This is a genomic window from Enterococcus aquimarinus, from assembly GCF_001885765.1.
In the GTDB taxonomy this organism is placed as follows: Bacteria; Bacillota; Bacilli; order Lactobacillales; family Enterococcaceae; genus Enterococcus_I; species Enterococcus_I aquimarinus.
Genome location: NZ_JXKD01000010.1, coordinates 1 through 23718 on the forward strand (window position 1 = coordinate 1; position 23718 = coordinate 23718).

At 38.3% G+C, this 23718-nt stretch carries 17 protein-coding genes and 1 pseudogene; 10 read left to right on the forward strand and 8 right to left on the reverse strand.

Features of this window, described 5'->3' with window-relative positions; genetic code table 11:
- The 8 genes and pseudogenes from RU93_RS07700 to RU93_RS07735 form a co-directional block, all read left to right on the forward strand.
- Positions 1-429, forward strand: a pseudogene (locus RU93_RS07700) (hypothetical protein); the annotation flags it as partial.
- Positions 430-1325: 896 nt separating this feature from the next.
- The gene (gene ltrA / locus RU93_RS07705) at positions 1326-2609 is read left to right on the forward strand and encodes a group II intron reverse transcriptase/maturase (protein WP_071875040.1); all 1284 of its coding nucleotides are present in this window, start codon (positions 1326-1328) and stop codon (positions 2607-2609) included.
- Positions 2610-2915: 306 nt separating this feature from the next.
- Positions 2916-4391: a TIGR02677 family protein gene (locus tag RU93_RS07710; protein WP_071875041.1), complete on the forward strand. Its 1476-nt coding sequence runs from the start codon at positions 2916-2918 to the stop codon at positions 4389-4391.
- On the forward strand, positions 4388-5518 hold the full coding sequence (locus RU93_RS07715; protein WP_071875042.1) for a TIGR02678 family protein: 1131 nt from the start codon (positions 4388-4390) through the stop codon (positions 5516-5518). The genes RU93_RS07710 and RU93_RS07715 overlap by 4 nt, the downstream gene beginning before the upstream one ends.
- Positions 5499-9548 (forward strand): TIGR02680 family protein, encoded by a 4050-nt coding sequence (locus RU93_RS07720; protein ID WP_071875043.1) that lies wholly within the window; start codon positions 5499-5501, stop codon positions 9546-9548. The genes RU93_RS07715 and RU93_RS07720 overlap by 20 nt, the downstream gene beginning before the upstream one ends.
- The gene (locus tag RU93_RS07725) at positions 9541-10794 is read left to right on the forward strand and encodes a DUF2399 domain-containing protein (RefSeq protein ID WP_071875044.1); all 1254 of its coding nucleotides are present in this window, start codon (positions 9541-9543) and stop codon (positions 10792-10794) included. The genes RU93_RS07720 and RU93_RS07725 overlap by 8 nt, the downstream gene beginning before the upstream one ends.
- Before the next feature lie 93 nt (positions 10795-10887).
- Entirely contained in the window at positions 10888-11220 is a 333-nt protein-coding gene (locus RU93_RS12090; RefSeq protein WP_071875045.1) for a hypothetical protein, read from the forward strand.
- Positions 11221-11600: 380 nt separating this feature from the next.
- The gene (locus tag RU93_RS07735) at positions 11601-12494 is read left to right on the forward strand and encodes an SDR family oxidoreductase (RefSeq protein WP_071875046.1); all 894 of its coding nucleotides are present in this window, start codon (positions 11601-11603) and stop codon (positions 12492-12494) included.
- 76 nt (positions 12495-12570) lie between these two features.
- Here RU93_RS07735 and RU93_RS07740 read toward each other — a convergent pair whose 3' ends face one another.
- The 3 genes from RU93_RS07740 to RU93_RS07750 form a co-directional block, all read right to left on the reverse strand.
- The gene (locus RU93_RS07740) at positions 12571-13998 is read right to left on the reverse strand and encodes a SulP family inorganic anion transporter (protein ID WP_071875047.1); all 1428 of its coding nucleotides are present in this window, start codon (positions 13996-13998) and stop codon (positions 12571-12573) included.
- 22 nt (positions 13999-14020) lie between these two features.
- Positions 14021-14431 (reverse strand): universal stress protein, encoded by a 411-nt coding sequence (locus RU93_RS07745; RefSeq protein WP_071875048.1) that lies wholly within the window; start codon positions 14429-14431, stop codon positions 14021-14023.
- 118 nt (positions 14432-14549) lie between these two features.
- Positions 14550-15746 (reverse strand): cation:proton antiporter, encoded by a 1197-nt coding sequence (locus RU93_RS07750; RefSeq protein WP_071875049.1) that lies wholly within the window; start codon positions 15744-15746, stop codon positions 14550-14552.
- 211 nt (positions 15747-15957) lie between these two features.
- On the opposite strand from RU93_RS07750, the gene RU93_RS07755 reads away from it, so the two are divergent.
- A complete protein-coding gene (locus RU93_RS07755; protein ID WP_071875050.1) occupies positions 15958-16308 on the forward strand; it encodes an ArsR/SmtB family transcription factor in 351 nt (116 codons plus the stop codon).
- Positions 16309-16395: 87 nt separating this feature from the next.
- Complete coding sequence (gene arsB, locus RU93_RS07760; protein ID WP_071875051.1) at positions 16396-17484, forward strand: ACR3 family arsenite efflux transporter; 1089 nt, start codon at positions 16396-16398, stop codon at positions 17482-17484.
- Between the two features lie 119 nt (positions 17485-17603).
- On the opposite strand, the gene RU93_RS07765 is transcribed toward arsB, so the two are convergent.
- From RU93_RS07765 to RU93_RS07785, 5 genes are all read right to left on the reverse strand, one after another.
- Complete coding sequence (locus tag RU93_RS07765; RefSeq protein WP_071875052.1) at positions 17604-18344, reverse strand: alpha/beta hydrolase; 741 nt, start codon at positions 18342-18344, stop codon at positions 17604-17606.
- Positions 18345-18361: 17 nt separating this feature from the next.
- Complete coding sequence (locus RU93_RS07770; protein ID WP_071875053.1) at positions 18362-19567, reverse strand: MFS transporter; 1206 nt, start codon at positions 19565-19567, stop codon at positions 18362-18364.
- On the reverse strand, positions 19560-20240 hold the full coding sequence (locus tag RU93_RS07775) for a TetR/AcrR family transcriptional regulator (protein WP_071875054.1): 681 nt from the start codon (positions 20238-20240) through the stop codon (positions 19560-19562). Before RU93_RS07775 ends, RU93_RS07770 begins: the two co-directional genes overlap by 8 nt.
- A 277-nt stretch (positions 20241-20517) precedes the next feature.
- A complete protein-coding gene (locus RU93_RS07780; protein WP_071875055.1) occupies positions 20518-22203 on the reverse strand; it encodes a sensor histidine kinase in 1686 nt (561 codons plus the stop codon).
- Complete coding sequence (locus RU93_RS07785) at positions 22200-23693, reverse strand: response regulator (RefSeq protein ID WP_071875056.1); 1494 nt, start codon at positions 23691-23693, stop codon at positions 22200-22202. Before RU93_RS07785 ends, RU93_RS07780 begins: the two co-directional genes overlap by 4 nt.
- Positions 23694-23718 lie beyond the last annotated feature (25 nt).

Genomic DNA, 23718 nt, shown 5'->3' on the forward strand with positions numbered 1-23718 from the left:
AATTTCATCAGTCCCATATATTATAGAGCCGGAAAGTCAGATAGACTTGCAGTGATTATCTTACTGGCTATTAATCAGCAGAGCCGTAACATGGTAGATAGTTTTTTAAATCAATTTTCTACCCCATATGAAGTTGGATCACATGTTGTTTTTCCATTAATTTCTATTCAACCATCAGCAAAATTTGAGCGTATGAAATCACAAGAGGGAACATTTCTTTATCAATTGCCCCATTATAGAGGAGTGGCGAATGAGACTAGTGAATACATAGGCTTTTCAAAAGTTGATAGTGATGTAGAGTTTATTATCACGGATAAAGAAAAAATATTTAGGAGTTTGAACAGATTAGGTATTAATCAAAAAACTATTTTCCCAGATCATGACAATATTGCTGAGTATTTAAAGATAAAGGAACTATTGAATAATTAGAAACATATTCTTTGAAATTTGTTAGATGTTTTTGAGAGAATGTAGTGGTAACAAAATGCTCAAGATAATCTTGCTAAGTTATCTTGAGCATAAGTTAATTCAGAAATGATTTTTAGTATTCGTTCCAGCTCGCAATTTCTTACTAAAAATTATCCAAAATATCCATATTTTTTTAGTTAAAACAGGTTGAAACTAAATCAAAACTAACTACAATTGACAAAAATTATCAGAATTTCGCAGCACCACTAAAAAAATAGAATGCTGTTATACCAACGATGTTATACCAACGATTAGAGTTTATCAGAAGCTCTTAGAAAAGCTAACCTTTTGCTGGAAGGGTCAGTGGGATAGTCATAATATTAAAGCTCAAAATATTGTTAATTCAATGTTTTGAGCTTTTTTGTTCGCCCAGCATGGGCGAACTCTAACAGGTGAAAGTCCTGAGTGTGACCCATTAGCGGTAAGCACATAGCTAAAAGCAAAGGTGTCCGTAGCGATGCGGAATCTGAAGGAAGCTCGAGGCAAATCTCTGGTCTGACGAACAGAAATCATATAGGAGGCAGTGCACGAAGATAAGGTTGCAAAAGAAACTGAAGTCCAATAGCTAATGGAACAATCGTGTGATGTAGATATGGCAGATAGATGGAGAAAAAGAGTTCGCACCTTAACTGGGGAGGTCTCATAGGCTTACTCCAAAACCTTGTAGTGATGCAAGACTGAGCCATGAGAAGTCAGCAGAAGCCGTAGTAGTGAAGACAACTAATGAAAGTTAGGAAGAGCGAAGGGCTGAACCGTTTTATCGTTATGGAAATCAATTTTGGAAGAGGAAAAAGACCACTGGTCAAGAGACGAGAAAGTGGATACCGACTTTACGGGAAAGAAAGGAAATAACAAACATGTATGAAAGGAATATACTCGACCGCATTTTGGATCGAGATAACTTAAATGCGGCATACGAACAAGTCAGACGAAACAAAGGAGTCGCAGGGATTGATGGTATGACAACGGATGAAATAGGTGTTTATCTACTTCGAAATAAAGAAGAAATGATTACGGAAATTCGTCAAAGAAAATATAAGCCCTCACCTGTCCTTCGAGTAGAAATCCCAAAACCAAATGGCGGTGTCCGCCTTCTAGGAATTCCTACGGTCAAAGACCGTGTGATTCAACAGGCAATTTCACAAGTATTAACGCCCATATTTGATAAACACTTTAGCAAATATAGTTATGGATTCCGTCCTAATCGACAAGCACAAATGGCGATTACTCAAGCATTAGAATTTTTCAATGAGGGATATGATTGGATTGTAGATATCGACCTTGAGCGTTTCTTTGATACGGTACATCATGACCGTCTGATGAATCTCGTTGCCAGAACGATTCCTGATGGCGATGTGATTTCGTTGATTCGTAAATTCCTTGTTAGCGGCGTACAGATTAATGGGACTGTTCAAGCAACACCCATTGGTACACCGCAGGGAGGAAATCTCTCACCCTTACTCAGTAATATCATGCTTAATGAACTCGATATGGAACTCGAGAAACGAAACCTCCGTTTCGTTCGTTATGCAGATGACTGTATTATTATGGTTAAAAGTGAAATGTCCGCAAGAAGAGTCATGCGTTCAGTTACGAAATTCATCGAGGGAAAATTGGGATTAATCGTGAATAGTACGAAGTCTAAAATTGTAAAACCAGATGACCCAGAATTTAAATTTCTAGGTTTTGGTTTCTACCAAGATTTTAAAGACAAGAGTTACAAATCGAAACCTCATAAAATATCTCTTGAAAATTTCAAATACAAACTTAAAATCTTAACCCGTAAAAATTGGAGTATCGATACGAAAACACAAGTAATGAGATTAAACCAAGTCATTAGAGGTTGGATAAACTATTACAGAATCGGTTCGATGAAGAAAGTGCTAATAGGGATTGACTCTCATCTGAGGCTTCGTCTCAGAATGTGTATTTGGTGTAAGTGGAAAACAGCCAAGAATCGACGAAAGAACCTAATAAAGTTAGGTATGAATAAGTATGATGCTTATAAAAATAGCCATACTAGCAAAGGTGTCACCCGTATGGCCTACTCCTGGGTTCTGACAACGACTATTACAAATAAAAGACTAAGCCAATTTGGATTAGTCTCTTGTGTAACGCATTATAATAAAGTACATGTTTAGTATAAAACGGAACCGCCGTATACCGATCGGTACGCACGGTGATGTGAGAGGACGAATAATCAATTAATGATTATTCTCCTACTCGATTAGTTTGCCCGGCATGGGGAAAACTAAAACATATTAAAGTTTCAAGCAAATTCTTGAATTGATGTACGATGGTGTGAGAGGTCGAATAATCAGTTAATGATTAAATCAAGTTGTTTAATTCCTTTTTTTAATCAAACATAAGATTATCAATTTCCTTTTTCTGAATAGGATGAATCATGTTACAATCAAATGAAGAAAACGATTTTATAGGAGGTATAAATGGATAAGATTCTACAAGCTAATTATTTAACCGTAGGTAATGTAGAGCGGTATCGTACAATTATGCGTTATTTTTATAAACGACATCGTCAAATGCAAGGGGCATCCTATCGGCCCGAACTAATTCAAATGATGCAAGAAAACTTCTCGCTAGAGTATGGTGAGATAGAAATGGATCAAGATTTGGAAAGTTTGGTTATTTGGGGAAATCTACAAAAGCAACAAGAGTTTTTCCAAATTCGTTCGATTGAAGAATACCGGAATAAAAATTTTCGATATCAGATTACAGAAGAAGGTGTTTTGGTTGAAGAAATGGTTTATCAATTATTAAACCAAAAACACGCAGCACGTGGAGCATTAGATGAAGAAGTTTTTCGTGAGCTATTAGAATTGTTGCAAGTATTTATTGATTCAAACGGAGTAAATTGTACTGTTTGGCCAAGTATTCGCGAAGCGTTTCGCAAAGTGGGAGCAGATACGGCGAATTATATTGGCTATATCACGAGTCCAGAAGTCGATAGTCGCATGAAAACAGAAGCCTTTTTAGTGTATAAAGATCGTTTCGTAAATTATTTGCGTAACTTTATTAGTCATGTTCAGAGTTTAAGCTATAATTTTCAATCACTAGTTACGGCGTTAGAAACGATTGTCCAAACGCCTTTGGTAGGGTGGTTATATCAAAAGGAGTTAGAGATTCCAACGTTTGATGGGATGAATCAAGCAGAGGTGGCAGAACAAGTTGCTGGTGAGTTTTTGGCTTTAAAAAATTGGTTTGCAGGGTCTTCTGAGCGCCCGAGTGAATATGATAACTTGATGTACCAAACAGATCAAATGATTGCTAAAATTACCGGTTTAATTTATTACTACGGACAAGAAGTTCATCAATATCAAAGTCGAAAAAAAGATTATTTACAATTAGCCAAATGGTTTGGGCAGACGAATCAATTAGAACAAGCCAAGAAAATGTATGCTGGAATCTTTGGATTAGATCACACGCGGCATTTTTTTGTTAGTGAGGCAAGTCAAGCGACGAATAATCGTTCGGAAAGCTGGTCACTGGAGCCAGCGACATTGTTGCTTGGTCCACGTGGACAACGCAGAAGAGCAAAATCCGAAGAGAAAAGGATTATAATTGATCATGAACGACAGTTGACTAAAATGCAAGAATATCAAATGAAACTAGCGGAAGAACAACAAAAAATCGGTCAATATTTCGAAAATGACCGGCTCGATTTTAGTCAGATTAAGCAATTAGATCGCACGTCGCGTCAAGTATTTTTGAAGTGGATTAGTAAAGCTATGGCACTTCAGTTACCAAGTCAAGTGAAAGAGCAGACGGTTATTGAACATAAAATCATGACAGAGCTTGACTTTGAAGTAATGATTCATATTGATATGGCGATTCGAATTCAAGTCTCGTGTGAAGATGGTCTTTTAGAGTTACCACAAGTCATTATGGAAAGGAAGATTAGATGAGTTCCGATGAGTTACGTCGTGCGTTTAAATTATTATTTGAAAATTTTTGGATTATTCGTAATCAACAACCAGAAGATTATGCTTTTTTGCGCCGAAATCAGCTGGCATTACAAAAAGAATTACGACAACGCTTTGGCATGAATTTAATCGTCCGTCCCCAGTATATTCAATTACTGAAGCGCCCACAGGTTTTGGCAGAGTGGATGGGATCGATTGGATTTCAGACAACGCTTGATTACACCCTGTTTTGTTGTGCGATGGCGTATGTTGAAGACCTTGAAGAAGGAACTCCCTTTATGTTAAATGAATTAGTCCGTGATTTAGGTTTATTAATTCCTGAAGAATTATCGATTGATTGGCAGAATTACAATCATCGCAAATCATTGGTCCGTGTTTTAAAGAAAATGCTTGAATTATCTTTGGTTGAAACGATTCAAGGCGATACGGATGGATTTAGTCACTCTGAGGCAAACCAAGAAGTTTTGTTTCAAACAACGCAGCAAACGCGCGCTTTTTTAGCCAGGGCACCACAATCCTATACTCAATATGAAGATTTTGATACGTTTTGGCTAGAGTTGCAATCAAGTCAGAATCTAGAAGAAAATCAACTGTTATATCAACGTCTGATGTTGGAGCCTGCGATTCAACGGACAGTAGAAAATGAAGAAGTCTTTAATCGTCTAAGAAATTATTATCATTGGATGGAAGAGTATATCGAAAACAATACAGAATTTCGTTTTGAACTATATCGGGATTATGCGGCTCTTACTTTAGAGCATCGCGAATCTTTTAAAGAAGTATTTCCAAGTCGGCGAGTAATTGATGATGTGTTGATTCAACTAGCGACATTGATTCGCAAGGCAGAATTAGATCCATCAAGCTATGGGGTTCTAACGATTAGTCAGATGAAATGGTCTCATTTATTATTAGATTTACAAGGCAGTTACCAAGAATATTGGTCAAAAGAATACAACGAAATGCCTCTCTCCCAGCTAGGAGATGTCTTATTAGAAAGAGCAAGTGATTGGGGATTGCTGGAAGTGCGGGGACAACAAATCGCAATTTTACCGCCAATGAGTCGCTTAATTGCAGAAATGGAGAAATTAAATGAAACAGTGGATCGTTAATCGGGTCGGATTATTAAATTTTTGGTATTATCAAAATCAAATTTTTGAGTTTTCAGATGGTAGGATGTTGCTCAGAGGGACGAATGGTTCAGGGAAATCACTGACCATGCAGAGTTTATTTCCAGTACTTCTAGATGGGGATACGCGTGCGGGACGTTTGGATTCTTTTGGGTCTCAAGATCGTAAAATGTTGGATTATTTACTAGGTGAAAAAGGAGTCTCAGAACGTGATGAAGGTACAGGTTATTTGTTTTTAGAAGTGAAACGAATAGACCGTGAAGAATATCTAACAGTTGGAATAGGCATGTATGCTAAACGTGGTGGAACGCTAAAGAAATGGTTTTTTACAATCGAAAATAATCAACGTATCGGCATTGATTTTGAGCTCTATGAAGAACCACGGAAAAATGAAATCATTCCCAATACCAAACGGAAATTGACGAATCGTTTAGCTGGTATTGGACGCGTTTTTGAGACTCAACGCGCCTATAAATTGTTTGTAAATGAGCGTATTTTTGGTTTCGAAGATATCGAGCAATTTGAAGAACTCATTGAGTTATTAATTAATTTAAGAAATCCTAAATTATCACGGGATTTTAAGCCTTCTGTTATTTATAAAATTTTACATGATTCTTTACCAAAATTAAAAGACGATGAATTATTAACTTTATCAAAAACAATTGAACAATTAGATGGACATCGTGATCGCTTGGAAGATTTGGGAAATGAAATTAAAGACTTAAAGCAGTTTACGAAATTGTATGGCCGTTTTAAACAAGAACATAATGGTCAAATTGCTGGTAAATGGTTTGCATTAAAGCAAGAAGTCGAACATTTAACATCGGAAAATCAGAAGAAACAACGAACTATTCAACGAGAAGAACGAACGTTAGAAAAAACCAAGCAAACGATTGAGGATCATCAAAGTCAATTAATAGCACTTAATCAAAGTATTCTAGAGTTGAATCAACATGAAGGAATGAATTTAGTTCAAAGAGGGCAAGAATTACAAGAACAACTCGATGTGTTACAAACTCAATTTACAAAAAATAGTAAACGAGTTGAGCAAAAGCAAGAACGGATAATCGAACAAAAAAAACAACTTGAGGAACAAGAAGTACAAGTATTGGCGTATTTAAAAGCGTTAGATGACTACTTAATTGATAATGAACAGTACGTGACTTACTTACGATTAGAAGAATTTGATGCGACTTATGCAAATAAAATGCGCACTCAGATTAGTGATGAAGATTATCGTTATTGGCAACAGGAAATTCAACGTAAAAAACGACAGCTAGAAGAGATTCAAGGAGATTTACGAAAATATGATGCACTAAAGGAGCAATTTGTTTTAGTTGAGCGTGAAGTTGCTAATTTACAGCAGCAAGTGGATGAAATGCAACGTGATATTCGTCAATGGCAGCAGACTCGCCAAGCAGAGATCGAAAGTTGGAAACAAGCATTTGAAAACTGGCGGCAACAAGCACACTTTGAAGTGGATATAGTGAAATCGAATGATTTGCTGTATCGAATGGATCAATTATTAGAAGAAGAAATTCGCGAAGAGTATATTCTAGAACCGATACGACAAAGTTACGAATTGGCTCGTGAAGAAAATCAACATCAGATAATTCCATTGAAAAATCAACGTATGCGACTCTTAGAAAAGCAAAAAGAAAAGATAAACGAAAGATTGGAATGGGAAAATAAAAAAACACCAGAACCGTTTCAAACAGCGGATCGACAGAAAAATCGTGAACGATTAAATAAGAGAGGATCATACGTTAGCTTTTACCAAAGTGTCGATTTTATGAAGGAGGTAACCGTTGAGCAACAACAACGAATTGAAGGAGCGCTCTACGCTTCTGGGATTTTAGATTCAGTTGTGTCAAGTGAAGGGTTAACACTAGCTAGCGATTTACAAATTTTGCCAAAACCGGTATTCTTTGGCTCAACGCTAGCTGACTATTTAATCGTTAGCCCAGAAACACCGACACAGTTGCAGCCACTTGTTGCAGATGTCATTCAAAGTATTCTATATGATGAAATAAGTGATGGGAATCCAACCATTTTTTCAGATGGCAAGTATCAAGTTACTAACTTAATTGGAGCGATGCCAGAAAATTATCAAGCTTCCTATATTGGGGCTGCAAGTCAAGAACGTTATCGTCAACAAATGCTTGATCTTTTGCAAATAGAATTGGAACAATTAGTTACAGATATTACTCAAATTGAAGTTGAAATCGAAAAATTAATTCAACTAGAACAACAAATGCTTACCGATTATCATACTTTTCCACTTGGTACCGAAGTCTATCAGAGTATAGCCTATTTAAGTCGTCTTAATTTGGAACTGCAAGCAAAAAGCAAGGAACAAGCAGGTAAGAAAACTGAACGAAATGAAAAAGAGCAAAGCTTGATGCTATTACGTACTGACTTACATAAAAAGTCCACAAAATTTGGTCTTAATTTAACTCAGGATGCTTATCAAGAAGCGATTGTTTATGCTCAAAACTATGAATCTAATTTAAATGATGCGTATCAAAACTATTTGCTACACTTAGCAAAAAAGCCTAACATCGAAACACTGGGTGATACGATTGCTAGTTTGGAAGAAGAAATCGATGAGTTACAACATGAAATAAAAGAGATTTCAGCGGAAATAACGAAACAAGAACGCGTAATAGCAGAAAATTTGAAACAACAAAAATTAGTCAACGTAGAAGAGCTTCAGCAACAATTATTACGGGCGAAGGACGAGCAAAAAGAACGAGAAAGCCAACTAATCGATTTGCGTAAGGAGGAATTAAGATTGACGGGGGTGATTGCAACTAATTATACCCAGTTAGAAATGCAAGAAGCTCAACTAGAAAAGAATCAATTTCAAGAAGCTTATTGGCATCAATTATGTAACAAACGTTTCGTTACAGATGACTTACTTTCACGAGTGAAAGAGGTCGCTTTACCAGAAGATAATGTGAAATTGCGTGACTTATCTGATCGTGTCATACGCCAGTTTAATTTTATTGTTGATCAACTCGGGAATTATCAACCGAAAATTTTAAGTAACATTGATGTTGAATTACCGGAAGAAATTGAGAAGAGATTAGGAGATTTTTCACAGTATAATCATTATAAAGAACCGATCTTTGTTGCAGATAATCAAAATCATAGCACATTTGAATTACTTGATAAACTAGTCAGTCAGCAAATGATACTACAAGATTTATCGAAAAAAGAAGATGAGAAATTGTTTAAAACAATAATCTTAGAATCTGTCGGAAAAGTGTTGCGTAGTCGTATTCAACAATCGTTACAGTGGGTTGGACAAATGAATGAGCTGTTAAAGAGTCGAAAAAACTCATCAGGGCTTACGCTAAGTATCCAATGGAAACCAGTAACAAGCGAAAATGCTAATGATTTAGGGACGGCGAAATTAGTTGAACTATTACAAAAACCGGTTGAAATTTTATCTGAAGCTGATCGTCAGGCGATTGCCCAACATTTCCAAGAAAAAGTTTATTACGCACAGGAATTTTCTGCAAAGCAAACAGATGAGCAAACGACGCTTTTCCAAGCAATCACCCAAGCACTCGACTATCGTGATTGGTTTCAATTTGAGATGAAGTACAAGCGAGCAAATGAAGGCTACAGTCCTCAAGCTTTGAGTGATTCGCAATTCAATAAATTTAGTGGTGGGGAAAAAGCGATTGCGATGTATCTGCCATTGTTTGCAGCTGTTTATTCTCGCTACTTAGATGCTGAAGAATGGTGCCCACGGGTAATTACTTTGGATGAAGCTTTTGCTGGAATTGATGATGAGAATATTTCCGATTTGTTCGAAGCCTGTGAGGAATTAGGTTTTAACTATGTTATGAATTCACAAGCATTGTTTGGTGACTATCCGACCGTTTCAAGTCTAATGATTTATGAATTGCTACGACCACAAAATACGAATCTAGTAACACCAATTCGTTATCATTGGGATGGGCAAACGAAACATTTCTTGCCGGAGCAAACTTATGGATAATTTAATTGAGGCAAAAAAGTTTTTAAACCAACCAGTTTTCCGGAAATTAGGTCAAGAATTGGCAAGACGTTATTATTCAAAAGGCAGCTTCGGATTATCTGTTGGACGTCAGTTATTCAGGAATGAGAGTGATGAGGCCTTACGTCGTTTTTTAGGAATTACGGAATGGGAATGGCAAAGCAGAAAAACTATTAGTATAGAATCGTTTGAACAAGCTCTGAAAAATAGCCTATTAGAATGGTCGCTTACAGAATTCGTCGTATTTGTAACGAAAAAACCACTGCAATTAAAAATAGATGTCGAAGAAGAAAAGCGCGTCCGATACGCTAATTTTGTTACCCGGTTGGATCAAATTGATCCATTGTTTAGTGAAAAGTTAAATGTGAAACAGCTGACGCAGTGGCACGAAGATTTAGGCGGGGATTTTGAAGTTTTTGAGGCTGTTTCACAAGCTCTAAAGCAATTACCCGAAGAATGGACTCGGTTACCTTTTTTTGCTTATCAACAAACCGGCGATACGCATTTCTTCGATGAAACAAAGATGGGTGGACGCTTGCTTTTACAGATGTTAACTGCTCTCTCTCGGAGAACGGAGAATGACAAAAAAATATCCATTGTCGAAGAGAAAAATATAATATTAAATGAATTTCAGTTATTAAGAGATGATATCCATAACTTTGTCTCGGTACGCGGTTTAGTTGCTGAAAAAAACAAGATAATTAGTCAAATGTGGCGGAATGCTTGGAGTGAAGGCGTTACTTGGAATGTTCCGTTGAAGGAAATTTTGCGTATGGATAGTATTTATCCTGGTCATGGTAACAAAGTTTTAATTATTGAAAATTCAGCGGTATATTCGGTGTTACTGGAACTTGTTCCTGAAATTGCAATTATTTGTTCGAGTGGTCAATTCACATATGCTGTTTGGCAGCTTTTACGTAAATTAAGTGAAAATAATGTGAAGTTATATTATAGTGGGGACTTGGATCCAGAAGGACTACTAATGGCTCAAAAAGTAATTGAAATGTTTCCAGAGCAAGCTCAAACTATCGGAATGTCATTAGAAAGTTATCAAGTAGGAAAGCAATTAAGTAAATTATTACCCCAACAATTAAAACAACTTCAGAAAATAAACAATAAAGAGTTAAAAATAATTGCAGAAAAAATGGAAATCAGTCATATAAAAGCATATCAAGAAGGTTATTTGGATATTATTTTAACTGAAATTAATGAAAAAATGCAAAATTAAAAATTAGGTCCTACAATGTTTAGTGTTAATCAGTATAATTCACATCCAAAAAGAATATTTGCGTATCAAAAATAAAGAATGGAGAGATCAAAAATGAAAAATAAATATCTTTATTTGAGCAGTCTATTCTTATTGATTACAATAATCGGCGTTGTTTCTATATTGAGTAACAGTATCAGTGATAACATTGGTAGTATATTTTTCCCGTCGATTTTATCACTCTTTTTCTTTTTAAAGTGGCGAGAACTACCAAAAGAAAATTCCTTTTATTTCAGCATTCTCTTTCTATTTATTACTGTAATTTCTTCGATTGCTTTAGTGAATAATAATAAAAATATGGATTTGAGTGTTATCCTTTTTATAGCTGCGTTATCATTATTGTTATTTCTTAAAAGCACGAATATTAACATTAAGTGTGATAAATAAATCAGTCTTCATTATCACCGTGCTGTAAGTTCATGTAAGAATCCATTCTTTTAAGTGACAGTAACGTGTCCGATAATGCGATGGGATAAGAAGCGAATGCTAAGCGGAAATCTGATTACTCATGATGGAAAGTAGCGGCATATCTGATTCGATTCCTGACTTTTTCAATTCAATTCTTTAAGAAAATCTTAAGACACTTCCAATAAAAAATCGGAAGTGTCTTATTTCGTCTGAGGCTTGATGAACCGGGAAGGAAGCGCGGTTGTTCGTTTGGGATTTTGTTGGTGTAGATGGGTTTGAAAACGGTCGCAAGCATTTTTCTTCAAATCTAAAAAAAAGTATACTACACTAGAATTACCAAAACGAAGGAGTGAAATACATTGAATGAACCTATTTTAAAGGATCCACGAACGTTGTATCACCCTAGTAAATTTGCAGATCAGGAACAAGATACGCCTGCTTTGCAAAAAGATATGCTACCTGCGCCCGATTGTGGCGAAGAGAGTTATGTTGGTAATCACTTGTTAGAAAATCGTCGTGTCCTGATTACCGGAGGCGATTCTGGTATTGGTCGTGCGGCAGCCATTGCGTATGCGCGCGAAGGGGCGGATGTGGCGATTCAGTTTTTCCCTGGGGAAGAACCTGATGCCCAAGAAGTGGCGGATTATATCACGAAGGCGGGACGCAAAGCAGTCATACTGCCGTATGATTTACGTGATGAGTCGAAGTATGAAGAAATTATCGAAAAAACAGTCGCTGAACTTGGTGGGCTTGATACACTCGTATTAAATGCGGCACAACAAATTTCGCAAGATACGATTGCGGATTTGTCGTTGAAACAAGTTAAAGACACGTTTACCGTGAATATTATCTCGATGTTTGGTTTAGTCAAAGCAGCAGAGCCGCATCTTCCAGCTGGTGGCGCGATTATTACGACGACTTCGGTCCAAGCCTATGATCCAAGCGACAATCTGATGGATTACGCGGCAACCAAATCATCGATTGCTAGTTTTACTATTAGTTTAGCGAAACAATTTGCCAAAAAAGGCATTCGGGTCAATGGTGTGGCGCCAGGACCTATTTGGACGCCATTGCAACTAGATGATGGTCAACCAGATGGTGCGATTCCAGACTTCGGTCAAAGTTCGTTATTAGGCCGTGCTGGTCAACCGGTTGAACTGGCACATGTCTATGTCTTTTTAGCTTCTAACAATGCAAGCTATGTCACGGCGCAAATATACGGCGTGACGGGTGGCCAAGCGATTGATTTATAAAATATAAATAAAAGACAGTCAATTCTCTTCTATTAATAAGAAAAGGATTGGCTGTCTTTTTTTAGATAGCGACGGATTAACGTAAAGCGGCGATGCGTTCAACTAACTTTTCATTGGTTGTGGTCACGCCAATTATCGTTAATGGTTGCTTGTTTTTTTCGTACAGATCAATGACTGTATGTAAGGCGTCAACACCGGATTCATCCCAGAGATGGACGCGTGATAAATCGAGGGTTGTGACTTGTTGCAAGTCGTTTGTTTCGAAATAGGCGATAAACGACGCAGCAGAAGCAAAAAATAATTGACCGCTAATCTCAATAGTGTCACCTTGTGCGCTGAATTCTAATGTAGATGCTTTGGCAAAAAAGACAATCATGCTTAGTAGGACGCCAGCAAAAATCCCGATGGCAAGGTTATGCGTATAGACGACAATGGCGATGGTTACCAGCATAATGCTTGTTTCTGCGAGAGAGTTTTTGCGGATAGTTTTAACGCTTTGCCAGTCGAATGTTTCAAAGGCGACGGTAATCATAATTCCGATTAACGCGGCAGTTGGGATTTGAATCATGATTCCTTTTAACGCCACGATCATAAGCAGTAGCGAAAGACCTGCTGTTAAAGTCGACAGTCGTTTTCTCCCGCCAGATTTAACATTAATGACAGCTTGGCCAATCATCGCGCAACCTGCTGGTCCACCAAAGAAGCCGGTCACGATATTGGCAAGTCCTTGTGCTTTGACTTCGCGTTGGTTGTCACCTGTGGAATCCGTCATATCATTGATTAAAGGTAATGTTAAGAGTGATTCGATGAGACCCACCATTGACAAGGCTAAGGCTGTTGGGAAAATAATTCTTAACGTTTCAAAGGTAAAGGGCACGCTCGGTAATCCTAAAAAGGGCAAGGCACCGCTCATATCGCCTAAATCGCCCACGGTTTGGAGTCCAAAGACTGGATTCAGTGAGATGATGGTCATCGCAATGATGACAATTAATGCTGGTGGAATGGCCTTGGTGATTCTAGGTAGAAGATACATCAAGGCAATCGTGCCACCGACCATGCCGTACGTTGCGAGATTTTTGTTGTCTAATTGTTGTACTTGTGCCAAAAAGATGAGAATGGCAAGCGCGTTAACAAAACCTAACATGACGGGTTTAGAGATGAATTTCATTAATTGATGAATCCCTAAGTACCCTAAGATTAATTGAATAATACCGGTCAAAATGGTTGCGGCAATCATGTATTCTAGTCCGTGAGTTTTAATCAAGGTTACCATGACAAGTGCCATGGAACCTGCAGCGGCTGAGACCATCGCAGGACGTCCACCAGTAATTGAAGTCACAGTTAGCGTAATGAAAGAAGCAAATAAAGCAGTCATCGGATTGACACCCGCAATAATGGCAAACCCGATGACTTCGGGAATGAGGGCGATGGAAGTCACGAGACCGCCTAAAATATCATTTTTGATATTGCCAAACCACTCATTTCTATTAAATTGTAAGATCATTTCGTGAAAAAACTCCTTTTATTTATTTCACAACGAGTACAGGTAGCGTTGCGTGTTTAACGACTTTGTGGCTGACGCTACCCAGCACGAATTCTTGTAATGCATTGAGACCGCGACTGCCAATGATTAAATAATCATAGGATTCATTTTTAGTATACTCGATGATTTCAGTTGCAGGATCCCCAATCAAAACGGTAATGGTGCAGTCGCTCATTTGACCGTTTAGTTGTTGTTTAACATGATCGATGCGTGCCTGTTTGCGTTCTTGGGCACTGGTCGTAAAATCGAGTGCTTGGTCTTTGGCTTTGGCGACGTCTAACACGCTGAGAATCGTCACCGTTGCATCAGGAAAACCAACGCGTAAGTTCTTTGCTTCTTGGACGGCTTTTACCGCATGTTCCGAGCCATCAAAGGCGATGAGTATCTTCTTCATTTGTTTCACTCCTCTCCTTTTTTTCTTTTTCGTGAAAAATACTTCCTTATAGTAGCATAAAATATCTATTACTGTAAAAAAAGTCAGCCATTCCCAATTGGCGTGACTGACAAGTGTTTCATCTTGATTTTAGCGGTGGCGTTTTTTCTAATAACACGGGATAAAAACGATCGATGAGCCAGGCACCGAAGGGAGCGGTCACGAGTATGGAAAGCACGGCGACGGTCAAAATCATTTCGCCACTAGCTAAGCCCATTGAAAAAGGAATCGAACCAATCGCCGCTTGAACGGTCGCTTTTGGTAAGTAACTCATCATACAAAAGAGTTTTTCGTTGCGGGATAGTGACGTCTTGAGTAATGCGACGAGTACGCCAAGCATGCGAATCAGTGAAACAAGGACGAGTAAGACGAGTGGCGCAATGCCCGCTGAAAAGGCGTACGATAAATCCACACTTGCGCCGACGAAGACGAATAAGAAAATCTCCGCTAGAATCCAAATTTTATTGAATTTGAGGGATAAACGTTCGGCAAGCGGCCGTTTCTTGCGGAAAATCATCAGACTAACGCCCATCACACTCAACATTCCAGAAAATGGGAACGAACTTGCGAGAGCCGTTTCTAACCCCATTAATAAAAAAGCGGTGGCTAACATCACCAGGACTTTGACAGAATCTCGGATATGAAACTGGTTGAAAACGTACACGAGGAAATAACCGACGGCAAGGCCCAGGAAGGCTCCAGAAAAAATTGCGATGGGAATTCGTGTGAACGCGATAGCGGAAAACGTGCCACCATCATTCAGTCCTAAAAAGGCTGTAAATAACACGAGCACAAACACATCATCGACGGAAGCGCCTGCTAAGATGATTTGTGGAATGCGTTGTTCTTGTCCATAACCTTGCTTCATTAAGTGAATCATCCGCGGCACAATCACTGCTGGAGAAACGGCGGCAATGACGCTTCCTAAAAGCAAGGCTTCTGAGACGCTAATAGAAAGGAGCGATGGCGCTAAAAGGGTCGTTCCAATAATTTCAAATACAGCCGGCACAAAGCACATTAAGATGGCTGGTCGACCAACTTTCTTTAAGTCAGCTAAATCTAACGATAGTCCGGCACGGGTCAAGATGACAATTAACGCAACCGTTCGTAGTTCAGACGAGAGTGCAAGGAAACGATCGGAAAGCACATTGAGCACCGAAGGACCTAAGAGAATCCCCGTAAATAATAATCCTATTAAGGAAGGTAAATGCAATTTTTTTGCCAAACTCCCTAAAAGTAATCCGATAAAAATAACCAATGACATACTAACTAACATCTTTTCCTCCTTTTTTTCATTAATGATAAGTACATATACGCAATTCAAAACAGTCAATCATAGTGTAACAGTTTTATCCTGACAATTGGGGAAAAATCGTATGGTTCATTCATGCTAATAGTGTTCGGAGTGCTTTTTTCTTTTTGTTGACAAGTAAGAGAGGAGTCGCTATATTATACATAGATAAACATCTATATAAGGAGGGGCAAGCGTGGATTACGAATTAACCGCTACTATTTTTAAAGCGTTAGGCGATCCTAAGAGAGTTCAAATTTTGGATATTCTTTCGTGTGGAGAACAGTGTGCGTGTGATATCTTGGCTTATTTTGATTTTACGCAACCAACGTTATCGCATCATATGAAAGTATTAATGCAAGCCGGTTTGGTGCAATCCAGAAAATCAGGCACATGGCATCATTATTCTTTAAACCTGGAGAAGATGAGCGAGTTATCCGCCATTCTTGAGACGTTACTGCAAAATCAGCGTGATTGTATTTGTCATGAGATGGAAGAGAAAAACGAGGCATGCGCGAACCAATCGAAAGAAAAAGTTACGCGATAACAACAATGAAAAATACTGTCACAGTATTTTTTTTGGACTATAGATAGAAAAACGTCTATCTATCAATTGGAGAACGGGGGAATAAAAATGGAACAAGAAAAAGCAAAAGGGTTGGGGATTTTTGAAAAATATTTAACAGTATGGGTGGCACTCTGTATGATTGTCGGAGTAATGATTGGAAAATATATTCCAGTCATTCCGACGACTTTAGGAAAGTTTGAGTATTATCAAGTCTCGGTTCCAACCGCGATTTTAATTTGGTTAATGATTTATCCGATGATGTTAAAAATCGATTTTACCAGTATTGTCAGTGCAGCTAAGAAACCAAAAGGCTTAATCATTACTTGTACAGTCAATTGGCTGATTAAACCCTTTACGATGTATGCGATCTCTGCTTTTTTCTTTTTTGTCGTCTTTAAAGGATTGATTGCACCTGACTTAGCGCAAGAATATGTAGCAGGGGCAGTCTTACTCGGTGCGGCGCCATGTACGGCGATGGTCTTTGTTTGGAGTTATTTGACGAAGGGCGACCCAGCGTATACGTTGGTACAAGTTGCGGTGAATGATTTAATTATTTTAGCTTTGTATGCCCCAATTGTGGCGGTCTTGTTAGGTGTCGGAAACGTTGTGGTCCCGATGAATACCTTGATTTTATCGACGGTCTTGTTCGTGGTTATTCCGTTATTGCTAGGGGTTATCACCCGGATGTTCGTCGTCAAACAAAAAGGAATTGCTTATTTTGAAACGGTCTTTTTGAAAAAATTTGATAAAGTGACTATTATCGGTCTACTCCTAACGCTTCTCATTATTTTCTCGTTCCAAGGTGGACGTATTTTGAGTAATCCACTGCATATCGTCTTAATTGCGATTCCGTTAACACTGCAAACGTTCTTTATCTTTGCTATCGCCTATGTCTGGGCACGTTTTTGGAAATTGCCGCATGCGATTGCGGCACCGGCGGGCATGATTGGCGCTAGTAATTTCTTTGAATTATCGGTAGCCGTGGCTATTTCATTATTTGGCTTACAATCGGGTGCAACGCTCGCAACGGTGGTCGGTGTCTTAGTTGAAGTCCCCGTGATGTTATTACTCGTAAAAATTGCTAATCAAACCGCTGGCTGGTTTGATCAAGCGACTGTTTCAACTGTGGATAAGAGCGTCACATTTAAAAAGTAACGCTTGAAAGACCTGATAGAGATGATGGAACTGTTCGTTTGAAAAGAGTCTGCTAGAGTAACGATAAAAAATAGTTGGCCCGCTGATTTACTAAGCGGGACCAACTATTTTTTGTTGTATTAACAATGGCCGTCGACGAATGTCAGCACGTTTTCAAAAACCGTTTCCTTTTCGCATTCAACGGTTAAATTATGACCGCATTTTGTTAAGGAGACGTGACGAATGGCGGTTGTCGACACCTTTTTTTCGATGAGGTGAATCCCTTTTAAGTCAATGCTTTGATCGTTTTCAGCATAAATCATCAAAATCGGAACATGAATTTTGTGTAACTGGCGCGCTGTTTCTTTTTGAAGGTTGAGTAATTCGTGAACGCTGGCTAAAGGAATTTTCGCATATCCTAATAAGTACTGGCTTTCTTCTACCGGTCGTTCGGTTGCTTCCCACTCGGTATATTTCAGGAAGTGTTTAATCATCGGAACAAAGCGTGTTTTCTTGTCTTTATTAATCATCGCGGGTGCTAACAAAACAATCTTACAAATGGCATGTTTTTCAGCGAGATGTAACGCGAGCACCCCGCCCATCGAGTGACCGATGACATAGATTTTTTTACAAATGGTTTGTAATTTATGATAGCCAAGTTCGACGGATTGAATCCAGTCTTGATAAGTGGTTTGTTCAAACTCTTCTAAGGTCGTCCCGTGACCCGCTAGTCGTAGACCATAGACTGTGTAGCCTTTGTCGCGCAAGCGTTCGCCTAATTCTCTGAGTTCAGCGGGAGTGGAAGTGAAGCCATGTATGAGTAAACAACCAATGTCGCCTCCTTTAAAATAGAAAGCTTCTTTCAGTGGTATCGTAGTCATGCTGTTTTCCTCCCTTCTTATTTTGTGACCGGTGTTGCTTGCAACCCGATTTTTTCGATGCGACTGAAGTATAAGATGACACTCGCAATCGTCAGCCACACAATCGATAATGGGAAGAAGACTTGATAGCCGACCCGGTCAAGGAGTAAGCCCATTAAATTGCCAGAAATAAATTGCGAAGAAGAGACGAAGAAATTAAAAATGCCCATAAATTCTCCTAGTCTTTCAGGTGGTACGACTTCCGCTAAAATCGAGTAGGAAGTCACTTGAATGGCAATAAAACCAATGCCGATGACACTCATCATGAGGTAAAGACCCATCGTTTCTTTGACAAAAATTCCAAAGAACAAGGCAACCACAAAGAGTAATGTCCCAAAGACGAGCACCTTTTTGCGTTCGATTTTATCGGATAAGACACCTAGCGGGTACGCAAAGAGGGCGCCTGTGATGGTTAAGAGTAAAAGGGAAAAACTCGCCGTTCCTTCACTTAAATTTAAATACTGCACACAATACTTAACAAAGAAAGGCGTAATGCCGCCGTATCCCATATAAATAAAGAAGATACCAAGGAATAATTTCATCGCTGACGGGAATTTGTAAAAATCAAAGGCGATTTTTTGTTTTGTATCTGCTTTTGGGACTTTCTTTTCTTTAATGAATACAATCGTTAAAATGACGGTAAAAATCCCGAGCAAGGCGCTGACAAAAAACGGCAGGGCGTGGTTTTTGTTTAAGACGCTTTCGCTTGCCCAAAGTCTGGGACCAATCACAAAGATAAAAGCACCGCCTAGTACGCTGACGACTTTAGAAAAACCATTGGCTAAACCTAGTTGTGAATCATCAACGGTTTCCGGAATCAGTGAATAATAAGGTCCTTGATAAAAGTTCAAACTAAAATAAAAGAAGAAGGCCACGACAAACAGTGTCCAGTAGCTACCCGCAAATGGCATCGCACACATCGCAATGGTCGTGGCCACGGATCCCATAATCATAAACGGTTTACGCCGGCCCATTTTAAAATTCGAGCGATCACTGAGTAAACCCGATAAATATTGTACGAAAATACCGGTGAACGACCCCATGGTAATTAAGAGTGCGGCTTTTGAATTCGAGACGTTAAAGGTCGCCACTAACATCGGAATCAACGTCATATTCATCGCCCACAACAATCCCACGCCTAAGTTCGGCAAGCCAATAATGTACGGTGCAAATTTTTTATTCATCTTCATTCCCTCCAAAAGTTTGATTATCGATATAACTTAACGCCATTTTTTTGATTAACTCTAATTGGTTTTTACGATCATAATGCTGGTCGCTTTCTAAAATGATATTTCGTAAAATGAGTTTTTGGGCCAAGCTAATGAAGGTTTGCGTAATCGTCATATAAAATTCGGCGGTTTGAAGCGAAGGTTTGATTGACCCATCTTCTTTTCCTTGCTCGAGTGCTTCAAACATAATTGGCATCAAAGCTAAAATCTTTTGTTCATACGTGGCAAGACGTTCAGCCGGGACTTTTTCTTTCACGACAAAATTATCGAATTCTTCAATAAATTTATAAAAACCTGGATCTTTTAAATATATTTCGATAAAGACATCCAGTAGACGACTCACTTTTTGTATGCCATTCAGCGATAGATAAGCGCTTTCTGAAAAGGGGGCATAGAAACGATTGATTTCTTTTTCCCAATACAAAATACCCACTTCAATGACAATTTCTGTTTTCGTTTGAAAATAGCGATAAACCGATGCCACGCCGACTTCTGCTCGTTGTGCAATGTCAGTCATCTTAGTATTTTCAATCCCTTTTTCGATAAATACTTCTAATGCCGCTTCCAAAACGAGAGCTTTCTTTTTATCCATTTGTTCTTTATTTTCGAGTTTTCTTTTTTCTGTCAAGTCGATGATAGCCGCCTCCTGATTGTGATTTATTAGGAGTGATAGTCTGACTATCACCTTGATATTGATTATATCACCACAAAAAAATAATACAAGTAAGCGGATACAAAAAATCGAGATAATTTTTAAGAAAAACCATGGCTTTACGAAGACTCGATAATTTATCTAACTATTTTCAACACAAAAAAGGAGAGATATAAAATCTCTCCCCAAAAGTCTAACTTGTGTAATCACTCTATTTCTGAGACCCTTTTTACTATCCCAATCATTATAATCGCTACAAATCACTCGCCGGTTCGGCTTGCTGCGCGGGGATTTTGATGGTGACGACGGTTCCTTGGTTGACTTGGGATTCGATGAAGGCGCCGTAGTCATCGCCGTATAATAATTTAAGTCGATAATCAATATTTTCAATGCCAATGCTAGAAAAATGTTCGTGCTTTTTCGTAGTTTGGTTAAAACCAACGCCATTATCGATAATCTCAATATACAAAATATCTTGGTGGACTCGCGTAAAGACCGAGACAATTCCATTTTGATTTTGAGGGAAAGCATGAATATAGCAGTTTTCGATGATCGGTTGAATAATTAATTTTGGTAGTAACAGATGATGATACGTGTCGTCGGAGTAAAACGTCGTCTGGATTCGTTCGCCATAGCGGATTCGTAATAAATTAACGTAGTCCTGACTGATTTTGAGTTCTTCTCCAAGAGGAATGGCTTCTCGTTTATCGAACGTTTTTTGCATTAAATGAATAAACGATTGAATGGCTTCCTCCGCTTTGGCATTTTGATTTTGCCAAATCAACACTTTGATGGCCGTGAGCGTATTATAAATAAAATGTGGATGGATTTGCATTTGTAAATTTTTGATTTTGATTAAGTGATTTTCTTTTTCCATCCGGATGAGGTTATCGATGTAACTATTGATATTCTCAAGCATTAAATTATAGGCGTTTCCTAATTGTTTCGTTTCGTACGTTCCAGCAATTTCGATTTGATTGGAGAAATTATCTTCTGTAATATTCGAAATTTTGTCAATCAACATGTAAATTGGCGAAGTGACTTTTTTGAATAAGAAGAAAGAAAAAATAAAGGAAAAGACTAATCCTAACAACCAGACAATTAAGGCTAATTGGATGATATTCATTCGTTTAATTAAAACCGATTCGTTAATGGTGTCATACAATACAAACGGATAACTCCCTAAATTAATGGTTTGAGCACCTTGAAAGTCTGTTTTTGTGGCGTGCGTGCCAATCGTTTCTTTTAAGGTAGAAGAGACAATGACCTCATCATGATTGAGTATCGTTGTTTGATGGAGTGAGCGATCGAGTTTTTCGGTATAAATCGCACTAAATTGCGATTCTTTGATAAAAAAGAGTGCATACCCATAGACGTTCGTTCCATCCGTTAATTTTCTGGAATAAATAATGCTCGGTTCTTCATTTGATTCAGAGATTAACGAACCATTTAAAAATAAGACTTGATTTAAAGCCGCCGTTTCATTAAATGAGGCCATTAAGTCTGATGCTAACAACTCGCTGGCTGGGTATTTACTGACGTAATTGTCTTGATAGAACGTCCGGCCATTTGTTCCAATTAAAACAAGACTGGAAGGGATATTTTGAAACAGCGATGCCATATCACTTAATTCACGGTTTAAATCGATAATCGATGCGGCAGTCATTTCGTCTTCGGTTAAAAACTGTTCGATGATCGGTTGATTGTCCAAGTATTCAAACACTTGGTTAATATTTTGTAAGAGATTCGTATAGTCTTTTTCAATGGCTTGTAAGACGATATCGTTGGACTGAATATAAGATTTTGTATACGTGTTTTGCGCTCGGGCGACGATAACGCCAATGATTAAGGTACAAACAATCATAGTACATGTTGAAGAGAGTAAAAATAAACGAATAAAGATTTCTTTTTGTGCTAAGAGCTTCCTTAAATGCGTCATAAGTTCATCTCTCTTCTGTATTTCGATGGACTAATCTTAAATTCCTTTTTAAAGATTTTAGAAAAATAACTTAAATCCGAATAACCGACCGCTTTACTAATTTCCGATAACGGTAAATGTTGTTGCAGTAAGAGTTCTTTGGCCGCGTTCATCCGAATTTTATTTAAGTACTCTGAGAAACTCATGTTCAAAAAGGAAGAGAGAACGACCGATAAATAATGATAATTAAAATGAAATTTTTCCGCTAGGTCGGCTAACGATAAGGCTTCATGATAGTGGGTATCAATGTATTCTTTAATGTTCATTAAAACAGGATCTTCTGAATGAGCCGTTGCTGCAATGAGTTGTTTTATTTTATCCAGTGTTTCACTTAGGTAGGTTTGGAAGTCTTCAGCGAAAACACAACTATTGATTTTTTGTAAAAATTCATATTTAATCGTCCGGAAATCACGCGGATCATAGTGTGTTTCAATCGATGAAAGGAGCGTATAAAAAATATTATTTGCTTCTTGTTTCATCGAAATGGGTTCTACGTGTGACGTGATGAGGCGAGCGAAGTAGGCATCAATACGTGTCAGGCTTTCCAAGTAATTGTGATCAACGAGTTCCTTTAAAAACAACGTTGCATTTAATGATTTTAAGTCGTTAATCGCCACAAAATCTTCTGCTTTCAAAATTTGCTGTTTAGAACAAAAGAACAATTGGGCATCGATTTCCTTGGTAATGGTTTGATAGGCTTGCTGCAAGGCCGTCGTATCTGTGATAAATTGGCTCGCAATCATCGTCAGAGCAGGAGTGTGTTGCGCGAATTGTTTAATGACAGTCTCTCGCGCGAGCGCGTTTGTCAACCGGATCACAACACCAAATTGTTGTTCGTCAATAGCGTACGCAATCAAAGATTCAATTTCTGCGATCGCTTCACCCTTGGCAACAAACGCATGAAAGGTTCGGTGATCTGGTAAGAAACTTCGCGTTGTCTGCATCAAAAAACAAGGTCCTTCATGAAAGTATTCCTCTAGATTGGTACTTGGATTTTTGGAAAAGCTCGCTAAATAACGCGCTAAGTCCGTTTCGATGGTCTCGACTGGCGCGTTTGTTTGAACTTGAGTTTGTTGCTGTTTGATGTCATTTAAATGTTTTAAGAGAATTGATTTCGTCAGGGTTGGTTTTAAAATATAATCGACGGCACCATTTTTAAAGGAATTAGAGACAGTCGGAAAATCATCGAAACTACTTAAGACTAAACAGGCTGTCTCAGGGGCGATTTCTTTCATTTGATGCAGTAAGGTAATACCGTCCATCACCGGCATCTTAATATCTGTTAAGACAATATCTGGCTTCTGCTGTTTAATTTTCATTAAGGCATCGGCGCCGTTTTCGGCTTCGGCGATGACTTGGAATCCTTCTGACTCCCAATTCATGATTGTTTTAATCCCTTGGCGAATACTTAATTCGTCATCTACAATGATGATAGTTGTATAGCGTTCCATCTTATCCTCCCTATCTGTCACAATG